The organism is Streptomyces sp. NPDC016851, assembly GCF_055562795.1.
In genome coordinates this window covers 214,709-224,209 of record NZ_JBVHEP010000009.1, presented here as the reverse complement: position 1 = coordinate 224,209, position 9,501 = coordinate 214,709, and the positions used below count along the sequence as shown (strand labels likewise).

The 9,501-nt window shown below is 71.3% G+C and carries 8 protein-coding genes; 5 read left to right on the top strand and 3 right to left on the bottom strand.

The window, feature by feature from the left end:
• Nucleotides 1-69 precede the first annotated feature (69 nt).
• Nucleotides 70-1,359, bottom strand: coding sequence for a vanadium-dependent haloperoxidase (locus ACZ3I3_RS17035; RefSeq protein WP_467365789.1), 1,290 nt, complete (start codon nt 1,357-1,359; stop codon nt 70-72).
• A 102-nt stretch (nt 1,360-1,461) separates the two neighbouring features.
• Complete coding sequence (locus tag ACZ3I3_RS17030; protein ID WP_467365787.1) at nt 1,462-2,832, bottom strand: PucR family transcriptional regulator; 1,371 nt, start codon at nt 2,830-2,832, stop codon at nt 1,462-1,464.
• A 190-nt stretch (nt 2,833-3,022) separates the two neighbouring features.
• Between ACZ3I3_RS17030 and ACZ3I3_RS17025 the strand changes: the two genes are divergently transcribed.
• The 4 genes from ACZ3I3_RS17025 (at nt 3,023) to ACZ3I3_RS17010 (ending at nt 6,615) form a co-directional block, all read left to right on the top strand.
• On the top strand, nt 3,023-3,949 hold the full coding sequence (locus ACZ3I3_RS17025) for a proline dehydrogenase family protein (protein ID WP_467365785.1): 927 nt from the start codon (nt 3,023-3,025) through the stop codon (nt 3,947-3,949).
• Nucleotides 3,950-3,985: 36 nt separating this feature from the next.
• On the top strand, nt 3,986-5,617 hold the full coding sequence (pruA, locus tag ACZ3I3_RS17020) for an L-glutamate gamma-semialdehyde dehydrogenase (RefSeq protein WP_467365783.1): 1,632 nt from the start codon (nt 3,986-3,988) through the stop codon (nt 5,615-5,617).
• 74 nt (nt 5,618-5,691) lie between these two features.
• Complete coding sequence (locus ACZ3I3_RS17015; protein WP_467365781.1) at nt 5,692-6,234, top strand: GNAT family N-acetyltransferase; 543 nt, start codon at nt 5,692-5,694, stop codon at nt 6,232-6,234.
• Between the two features lie 249 nt (nt 6,235-6,483).
• On the top strand, nt 6,484-6,615 hold the full coding sequence (locus ACZ3I3_RS17010; RefSeq protein WP_010048656.1) for a hypothetical protein: 132 nt from the start codon (nt 6,484-6,486) through the stop codon (nt 6,613-6,615).
• A 46-nt stretch (nt 6,616-6,661) separates the two neighbouring features.
• Here the strand turns inward: ACZ3I3_RS17010 and ACZ3I3_RS17005 are convergent, their stop codons facing one another.
• Nucleotides 6,662-8,230, bottom strand: a complete 1,569-nt coding sequence (locus ACZ3I3_RS17005) for a purple acid phosphatase family protein (protein ID WP_467365779.1) — start codon at nt 8,228-8,230, stop codon at nt 6,662-6,664.
• A 166-nt stretch (nt 8,231-8,396) separates the two neighbouring features.
• Between ACZ3I3_RS17005 and ACZ3I3_RS17000 the strand changes: the two genes are divergently transcribed.
• The gene (locus ACZ3I3_RS17000; protein WP_467365777.1) at nt 8,397-9,440 is read left to right on the top strand and encodes a 3-isopropylmalate dehydrogenase; all 1,044 of its coding nucleotides are present in this window, start codon (nt 8,397-8,399) and stop codon (nt 9,438-9,440) included.
• The last annotated feature ends 61 nt before the right edge of the window (nt 9,441-9,501 follow it).

Below are 9,501 nucleotides of genomic sequence, written 5' to 3'. Positions count from 1 at the left end.
GGCCTGGTAAATGGTTGAACGCGCCATGACCGTAGCATGATGACAATCGTTTTCAGAAGGGACCGATGATCAGGGCACGGGACGGAAGTACTTCCGCAGCGCCCAGGCGGCGAGCCGGCGACCGGTGGTGTTGCCCACCTCGTCGGCCGTCCGGGTGTGGATGCCGCCCCAGACCCGGGCGTCGACGACGTCCTGCTCGTAGTCGTGGGCGTAGCGGTAGTGACGGGTGGCGCCGGTGGTGGTCGACCGGATGTGCAGGTCGACGCGGGAGGTGCCGAGAATTCCGGTCAGCATGCGCATCAGCGCACCGCCCATGGTGGCGTGGCCGCTGAGGTAGTCGGGATGTGCCGGGGTGAGCAGCAGCGGCTCCCAGTGCCGGTCCGCCCGGGTCGCCGGGTTGCCGTCGGTGTCCGCTTCCCGGATGGCGGTGACGGGCCGCCAGGTGCCGTAGTGGAGCTTGGCGTCCCAGGCGGCGATGACGGCGTCGGCCTGGGTCGTGTTGGCCGCCGCGTACAGGCGCGCCGTCTCGGCGATGTCGAATCCGTGCCGGGTGGCGTGGTCGCCCAGGGCCCCCTGCAGGTCCAGGTTGGTGAGGAACCGCGCGGTGTCCGTCTGTTCGGGGGTCCGGAGCGAGCCGGTCCGGCCTCCGTAGGCCGCCAGTTCGTGGAGGTCCCTCGCGTACCGGGCGGAGCGGAGCGCCGGCGGCGGGCCGGGGCGGAACTGGTGCGGGGAGTCCAGCAGCAGTGGCCGGACCCTGCCGATCCAGGCGCTGGCGAAGGGCTCTTGGCCCGGCGGGGTGGGGCGCCAGACGCCGGGACCCGGGCGCGCGGGGAACGGCACGGACGCGCCGCGACCGTCATCGCGGCGGAGGTCGATGATGCGGTCGGCGGCGGACTTCCCGAACGCGACGCCCCGGTCCTCGGCCTCGCCGTCGGGGATCTTCGCGAGCGTGCCGGTCAGGGCGGTGTCCAGCCGGGGCGCGGCCCCGGGGAAGTGGTGGCGCAGCACCTGGTGGGCCGCCGAGGCGGCAGCCGCCGCGGACGAGGCTGTACGGGGTGCCCGCTCGTCCCACTTGTACGGGGTGAAGCGTCCCTCGATGCCGACGACGGCGTTGTAGACGGCGGTGGAGACGTACGCCTCCCAGATGAACATCTCGGCCGGACCCGGGCGGGCCTCGGCCTCGATGGTGGTCTCCGCGGTGCGCATCCACTCGATGACGGCCGACGCGTCGGATGCCGCTCCCGCGGGACGGTCCTCCCCGGCCCTCGCGTGGGCGCCCGGCAGCGTGAGCGCGAGCACCCCGCAGGCCAGCCCCGCCACCACCGTTCGCTTCGCAGACCAGGCGCGTCGGTTCCGCACGAGAACTCCTCCCAGCCGATGGCACACCAGGAGAACCGTGACCGGGCGGGGCGTCCGGCGGCGCGCGGGTCCGTCGTCAAACCGCCCGTTCGGGCGACGGACTCACCCGGACGGCCCGATGCCGTGACCCTGTGCGAGCCGGGCGCCCTTCAACGCCATGTGCAGGAGCAGGCGGTCCTCACCGTCGTCCAGGTCCAGGCCGGTGAGCTTCTCGATCCGGGACAGGCGGTAGTACAGGGTCTGGCGGTGGATGCCGAGCTCGGCGGCGGCCCGTGCGGCCTGGCCCGCGCAGTCCAGGTAGACCTCGGCGGTACGGGCCAGCTCCCGGTGGACGGGGAAGAGCAGGGCGTGCACCGAGGGGTCGCGGGCCACCTCCGGCGGCAAGGCGGTGAGCAGCCGGAACGGTCCGATGGACGCCCACTCGGCGACGGGCCCCAGCCGCGGTTCGGCCAACGCGGCCCGCGCCGCCGCCGAGGCCTCCCACCAGGCGCTTCCCAGCTCGGCGAGACCGGAGCGGGGTGTTGAGAGACCGGCGGCGGCGGACCCGGCGCCGGCACCCTGAGAGGCGCCGTCGGCTGCTCCGCGAGGGGCGGGGCCGGGGGAGGTGGGGTCTGTCGTTCTGCCTGAGGTGCCGGTCGGTGCGCGTGCGGTGGTCGCTCCGTGCGAGCCCGGGCCGGTCGCCGCCCGCCCGGTGCCGCCGGTCGGACCGCTTCCCCCGCCCGCCCGCTCCAGCAGGCGGGTCGCCGCTGTCGTCGCCGGGGTCAGTACGTCCGGCGAGCGGAGCCGGATCAGGGCGGCCACGCACTGGGACGAGGCCCCCCACGGCAGGGTGCACAGGGCGGTCGCGCCCTGCATCGTGCGGACCGACGGGGCGTCATCGGGGTCGGCCGTGGGCCAGGGGGCGACGCAGAGCACCGTGTGGAGACCGTCGGCGCGCGGGCCGAGGGCGGTGCGGAGTTCCGCGATGGCCATGTCGCGCTGCCAGTCGCGGTCGGCCGTGAGGACGGCCCGCAGCTCGCGGCTGAGGTCGGCACCGTGCTGGGCCTCGTCGGCGAGCAGCGCCCCGATCCGGGTCGTGACCTGCATGGCGGCGGACAGCTGGCGTTCGCTCGGGCCGGGATCGTCGTCCAGCAGCCAGACGTAGCCGTGGACCACGCCCCGGTGCCGGACGGGCAGGCAGATCCGGCCCCGGTACACCCCGGCCTCCGGCGTCGGCGGGATGCGGACCGGGCCGGTCGCACGCGTGATGCCGAATCCCTCGAACCACGCCCGGACGGCCGCCGTCGAGCGGCGGGTGAGGATCGAGCGGGTGCGCACCGGGTCCAGGGCCGACGGATCGAGGTCGCCCTCACTGTCGTACGCGCCGAAGGCGATCAGCTCGAAGTCCCGGTTCTCCAGCGTCGCGGGCGCCCCGAGCAGCTCCGAGATCTCGTCGACCAGCTCCTCGTAGTCACCCCTGTGTTCCGACGTCATCCCCGCATTGTCCCGCACTCCAGGAGACCCTTCATACATTTGTCTGAGATCTGCGGCACGGATGCGTGACAGCTGTCGATGGCCGACAGTCGGAGGGATCCTTAGGTTTCACGGTGGTTCTCCGTGCCGTACCCGAAGCGTCATCCGCCCGGGGTCCGGCCTTCCGTTGGTTGTGCTCTGGAGGTGCCCCGTGCTGGGTCCCGTGATTCTCGCCGCGTCGCGCAGCGACCGGATGCGACGCCTGGTTTCGGCCGCCCCGGTGACCAAACAGGTCGTCGACCGATTCATCGCGGGCGAGGGCGTCGACGACGTCGTGCCGGTCATCCGGGAGCTCGCCGGGCAGGGCCTGGAGCTGACGATGGACGTCGTCGGCGAGGACATCACCAACCCCACCCAGGCCGCCGCCGCGCGGGACGCCTACCTGGAGCTGATCGACCGCCTGAAGCCGCTGGAGCTCGGCACCCGCGCCGAGATGTCGGTGAAGCTGTCGATGTTCGGGCAGGCGCTGGACGGCGGCCACGAACTGGCCCTCGCCAACGTCCGCCCGGTCGTCGAGGCCGCCGCCGAGATCGGCACCACGGTCACTCTGGACGCCGAGGACCACACCACCCTCGACTCGATGTTCGCCATCCACGAGGAGCTGCGGAAGGACTTCCCGCAGACCGGCTGCGTCATCCAGGCGTACCTGTTCCGCACCGAGGCCGACGCCCGCCGTCTCGCCGCGAACGGCAGCCGGGTGCGCCTGGTCAAGGGCGCGTACAAGGAGCCGGGCTCGGTCGCGTATCTGGACAAACAGGAGATCGACCGGGCATACGTTCGGGTCCTCAGGACGTTGATGGAAGGGGAGGGGTACCCGATGATCGGGTCCCACGACCCGCGCCTGATCGCCATCGGCCAGGAGCTCGCCCACCGCGCCGGGCGAAAGCTCGACGAGTACGAGTTCCAGATGCTCTACGGCATCCGCACCGAGGAGCACCTGCGGCTGGCCGCCGAGGGCCACCGGATGCGCGTGTACACCGCGTACGGCACCGACTGGTACGGCTACTTCATGCGCCGACTCGCGGAGAAGCCGGCCAACCTGCGCTTCTTCGCCCGCAGCATGATCACCAAGGGCTGAGACCGAATCACCGCTCAGTAAGGAGTTACGGAAAACATGGACGCTGTGACCCAGGTCCCCACCCCCGTCAACGAGCCGGTGCACGGCTATGCCCCCGGCTCGCCCGAGCGTGCCCGGCTGGAGGCCAGGCTGAAGGAGCTGGCCGACAACCCCGTCGACCTGCCCTGCACCATCGGCGGCGAGAAGCGGATGGGCGGCGGTGAGGCCTTCAAGGTCGTCCAGCCGCACAACCACCAGGCCGTGCTCGGCACGTACCGCAACGCCACGCAGCAGGACGCCCAGGACGCCATCGACGCGGCCCTCGCCGCCGCACCCGCCTGGCGCGCCATGTCCTTCGACGACCGCGCGGCGATCATCCTGCGCGCCGCCGAGCTGCTCTCCGGGCCCTGGCGCGAGACGCTCGCCGCCTCCACCATGCTCGGCCAGTCCAAGACCGCCCAGCAGGCCGAGATCGACACCCCCTGCGAGCTGATCGACTTCTGGCGGTTCAACGTCTCCTACGCCCGCAACCTGTTGGCCGAGCAGCCGCCGGCCAACTCCCCGGGTGTGTGGAACCGTCTGGACCACCGCCCGCTGGAGGGCTTCGTCTACGCGGTCACGCCCTTCAACTTCACGGCGATCGCGGGCAACCTGCCGACCGCCCCGGCCCTGATGGGCAACGTCGTCGTCTGGAAGCCGTCCCCGACGCAGACCCACGCCGCCGTGCTGCTGATGCAGCTGCTGGAGGAGGCGGGCCTGCCCAAGGGCGTCATCAACCTCGTCACCGGCGACGGCATCGAGGTCTCCAAGGTCGCCCTGGAGCACCGCGACCTCGCGGGCATCCACTTCACCGGCTCGACCCCCACCTTCCAGTACCTGTGGAAGACGGTCGGTGCCAACATCGAGAAGTACCGCACCTACCCGCGTCTGGTCGGCGAGACCGGCGGCAAGGACTTCCTCGTCGCCCACCCGTCCGCCGACCCGGCCATCCTGAAGACGGCGCTCACCCGCGGTGCCTTCGAGTACCAGGGCCAGAAGTGCAGCGCCACGTCCCGGGCATACGTCCCCGCCTCGATCTGGAACTCCGGTTTCAAGGAGGAGTGGGCCGCCGAGGTCGACGGCATCAAGATGGGCGACGTCACCGACCTGTCGAACTTCATCGGCGCCGTCATCGACGAGCGTGCCTTCGCCAAGAACAAGGCTGCCATCGACCGCGCCAAGGAGGACCCGTCCTGCACGATCGTCGCGGGCGGCTCCTACGACGACTCCGAGGGGTACTTCGTCCGCCCGACGGTCATCGAGTGCAGCGACCCGGAGAACGAGGTCTTCCGCACCGAGTACTTCGGCCCGGTCATCGCCGTGCACGTCTACGAGGACGACAAGTACGACGAGATGCTGACGCAGATGGAGTCCGTCTCCGACTACGCCCTGACCGGCTCGGTGATCGCCAACGACCGCGCGGCGGCGGCCTACACGGCGGACAAGCTCCGCTACGCGGCCGGCAACTTCTACATCAACGACAAGTCGACCGGCGCTGTCGTCGGCCAGCAGCCCTTCGGCGGCGGCCGTGCCTCCGGCACCAACGACAAGGCCGGCGCCCCGCAGAACCTGATGCGCTGGACCCTGACCCGCGCCATCAAGGAGACGCTGGTCCCGCCGACCGACTACACCTACCCGCACATGGGCTGAGTCCCACGGCACCGACGGGCCGGGTCACGGAAATGACCTGGCCCGTCGGCATGTCCGCCGGGAAGACTGGGCCGATGACCACCCGCGCGCGCACCGCCCACACCGCCGACCTCACCCCCGCCGAACTCGGCGCCGTACGGGCCCTGCTGGACGCAGCCTTCGACGGCGACTTCGGCGACGACGACTGGGACCACGGCCTCGGCGGCATGCACGTCCTCGTGCACGACGGCTCCGGGCTCGCCGCGCACGGGGCGGTCGTGATGCGCCGGGTGCGGCACCGCGGCCGGTGGCTGCGCGCCGGGTACGTCGAGAACGTCGCCGTACGCGCCGACGCCCGCCGCTCCGGACTCGGCGGGCAGGTCATGGCGGAGCTGGAACGCATCGTCGACCGCGCCTACGACCTGGGCGCCCTCTCCGCCAGTGACGACGGCGCCCGGCTCTACACCTCGCGCGGCTGGCGGCTGTGGCGCGGCCAGGTGCACGCCCTCAGCCCGCGGCACGGCGTCGTCCGCCTGCCGGAGGAAGAGGACAGCACCTACGTCCGTCCCGCCCTCGCCGGCCCGCTCGACCCCGCGCACGAGCTGCTCTTCGACTGGCGTGACGGAGACGTGCTCTAGAGATCACCGCAGGTCAGCGCGGTGTGACCGGCTCCACTGTCTCAGATAGTAGGAAGTCCGAGTAATTGTGGAGACAGACGCTCCGGACTCCCTTAGTTTTGTAGGAGCCGAACGTCTCGCTCGACCAAGCGAATGGCGGTCGTGAGCCGGGCCCCCGTGCAGGCAACCCCTGCGGCACCGCTCCCCGCCCCATCCGGCGTCTCGTATCCCTCCCTTTGCACTCCGTGCTGTCGAAGGAGTCGATTTCCCATGGCCGAGACGACCGTCCGCCGCCGAGTCCGTCACGTTTCCCGTACGAGCGAGTCCGACCGCAAGAACGCCGCCGCAGCGCTCCAGCGCGCCCTCGACCGCAGGGACAACGGCGGATCCACCGGCCACTGAGCCGCACCAGGACCGGGAGCCGCCCGACGAGGCGCGGCGCGGGGCCTCACGCCCCGCGCCGCACCTCGAAATGGTCGATCCGCTCACCGCTCGACGCCAGCGCCGACACCTTCAGCCTCGGCGCGGCGCCGCTCACGGCCTCCACCGAGAGGAACGAGAAGCCGCGGTAGCGCACCCGCGACCACTGTGCCGACTCCGCCTTGGTGTCCCGGGACTTCGTCCACCGGAACGTGCCGACGGGCTCGTGGTCGGCGGTGTTCCCCTCGTAGCTCTCCTTCACGCCGTCCGGGAAGCCGTACAGCTCCTTGCCGCCGCCGCCCGCCGTGACGTACACGATCCCGTCCCGTCGTGGATCCGTCGTCCCGCCGACCGGCACCGGCCTGCCCACCTCGCCGTTGCGGATGGCGTCGGTCCGCTCGTAGACGTGGTTGTGCCCGTTGATCACCAGGTCCACCTGGTGCTCGGCGAACAGCGGCAGCCACTCGGCGCGCACCCCGCCGTCGGAGGCGTGCGTGGACGTCGAGTACGCGCAGTGGTGGAAGAAGACGACGATGAAGTCGACCGAAGCGTCGGCCCGCAGTTCGGCGAGCTTCCGGTCCAGCCACTTCGTCTGCCGCCCCTCCGTGTAGCCGAAGTTGGCCGGGATCTCGTACGACACGTCGTTCGCGTCCAGCGCGACCACGCCGACGTTGCCGTACGTGAAGGCGTACACCCCCGGCGCCGTGCGCGCGTCGAAGCCGCTGTCCGGCAGGGAGAAGCGGGCGAGTTGGCCGCCGTAGCCGTCCGGCGAGTACCAGGCCTCCATGTCGTGGTTGCCGGTCGTCACCATCCAGGGCACCGACCTGGCCACCGGCTCGGTCTGCTTCAGGAACCGGTCCCACTGCCCGGCGTCGAAGACGTCCGACTCCTTGCCCTTGCCGGTCGGGTCGGCGTAGCAGATGTCGCCGGCGTGGAGGTGGAACGCCGGGCTGCGGCGCAGCAGCAGACGGTCGTTGAGGGCCGCCTCCTCGCCGACACCCTGGTCGCCGAACGCGGTGAACACGAACCGCTCGGGCGGACTGGCCGGGGCCGTGCGGAAGGACGTGACGGTCGACCGGTGCCCCGGGGACGCCGGATCGAAGCCCTCGTGGCCGACGCCGTAGTAGTACGTCGTGCCCGGGCGCAGGCCGTCCAGCGCCGCGTGCAGGTAGTACTGCTCGACCGCCGGCCGTACGCCCTTCAGCTCCGGGGTGTGCAGATCGCGCAGCTCCGCCTCGATCTTGCGCCCGAGGTCGTCGGGGCGCAGGCCCACCCGGACGTACGGCCCCCGCACCGCCAGCGGCACCTGCCAGGAGATCCGCATCTGCGTCTTCGGGTCGGCACCGAAGGCGAGGTGGCGGCCGAAGGGCGTGATGTGGGAGCCGGGCGCCTTCGACGTGCTCGGCGAAGGGCTCCGGGTCGCCGTACCGCCCGCCGGCCCGGAACCGGAGCAGCCGGTCAGCAGGCCGCCCGCGACCGCGCCCGCCGTCACCAGCGTGCGGCGCCGCGACAGCCGTGTGCGCAGGTACTCGTGCTGTTCCGCCATGCTCATCCGGCGGGCGAGCTCAGGCGGGATGCCGAAGTGGGGGATCTCCATGGCGGGTCAATTTCCCAGCGAACGCCAACATCCGCCTCACATACGGGTGAACGGAAGCCGTCGGCCGAGTGCGCTCCGCCGGGCGGGTGCCGTATGTGCCCGCCCTGTGCTGTCCGCATCACGGACACCCCGTGTCATCACATGGGACGAGGAGTAGGGTGCCCGCATGTCTCGCAGCATCAATCTCGCAGTGATTCCCGGTGACGGCATCGGCCAGGAAGTCGTGGCCGAAGGCCTGAAGGTCCTCTCCGCCGTCCTTCCGCAGGATGTGAAGCTGGAGACGAAGGACTACGACTTCGGCGCCAAGCGTTACCACGACACCGGTGAGACCCTCACCGACGCCGACCTCGACGCCCTGAAGAAGCACGACGCCATCCTGCTCGGCGCGATCGGCGACCCGAGCGTGCCGTCCGGCGTGCTGGAGCGCGGCTTCCTGCTGAAGCTCCGCTTCGCCTTCGACCACCACGTCAACCTGCGTCCCTCGAAGCTGCTGCCGGGTGTCGCCACCCCGCTGGCCGGCGAGCCGCAGATCGACTTCGTCGTGGTCCGCGAGGGCACCGAGGGCCCGTACACCGGCAACGGCGGCACGATCCGCAAGGGCACCGAGCACGAGGTCGCCACCGAGGTGTCCGTGAACACGGCCTTCGGCGTCGAGCGCGTCGTCCGCGACGCCTTCGCGCGTGCCCAGGCCCGCCCGCGCAAGAAGCTGGCGCTCATCCACAAGAACAACGTGCTGACCTTCGCGGGTCACCTGTGGACCAACATCTTCAACAAGGTGGCCGAGGAGTTCCCCGAGGTCACCACCGAGTACATGCACGTCGACGCGGCGACCATCTACCTGGTCACCCAGCCCGAGCGCTTCGACGTGATCGTCACCGACAACCTCTTCGGCGACATCATCACCGACCTCGCCGCGGCCGTCTCCGGCGGCATCGGCGTGGCGGCCTCCGGCAACATCAACCCGTCCGGAGAGTTCCCCTCGATGTTCGAGCCCGTGCACGGCTCGGCCCCGGACATCGCCGGCCAGGGCAAGGCCGACCCGACCGCCACGGTGCTGTCCGTCGCCCTGCTCCTGCGCCACCTCGGCTACGAGGCCGAGGCCGCCCGGATCGACGAGGCGGTCTCCGCCGACCTGTCGGAGCGCACCGGCAAGCCCGCCCGCTCCACCTCGGAGATCGGCGACGCGCTCGCCGTACGAGTAGCCGGCTGACCCGCCGCGCTCAACCCAAGCCGCCGGGTCGCATCCGCACCCGGCGGCTTCCGCATGTTCC

Coding starts and splice junctions, on each gene's coding strand:
- pruA (WP_467365783.1), top strand. CDS start 3,986: ATGGACGCTGTGACCCAGGTCCCCACCCCCGTCAACGAGCCGGTGCAC.
- ACZ3I3_RS17010 (WP_010048656.1), top strand. CDS start 6,484: ATGGCCGAGACGACCGTCCGCCGCCGAGTCCGTCACGTTTCCCGTACG.
- ACZ3I3_RS17015 (WP_467365781.1), top strand. CDS start 5,692: ATGACCACCCGCGCGCGCACCGCCCACACCGCCGACCTCACCCCCGCC.
- ACZ3I3_RS17005 (WP_467365779.1), bottom strand. CDS start 8,230: ATGGAGATCCCCCACTTCGGCATCCCGCCTGAGCTCGCCCGCCGGATG.
- ACZ3I3_RS17030 (WP_467365787.1), bottom strand. CDS start 2,832: ATGACGTCGGAACACAGGGGTGACTACGAGGAGCTGGTCGACGAGATC.
- ACZ3I3_RS17000 (WP_467365777.1), top strand. CDS start 8,397: ATGTCTCGCAGCATCAATCTCGCAGTGATTCCCGGTGACGGCATCGGC.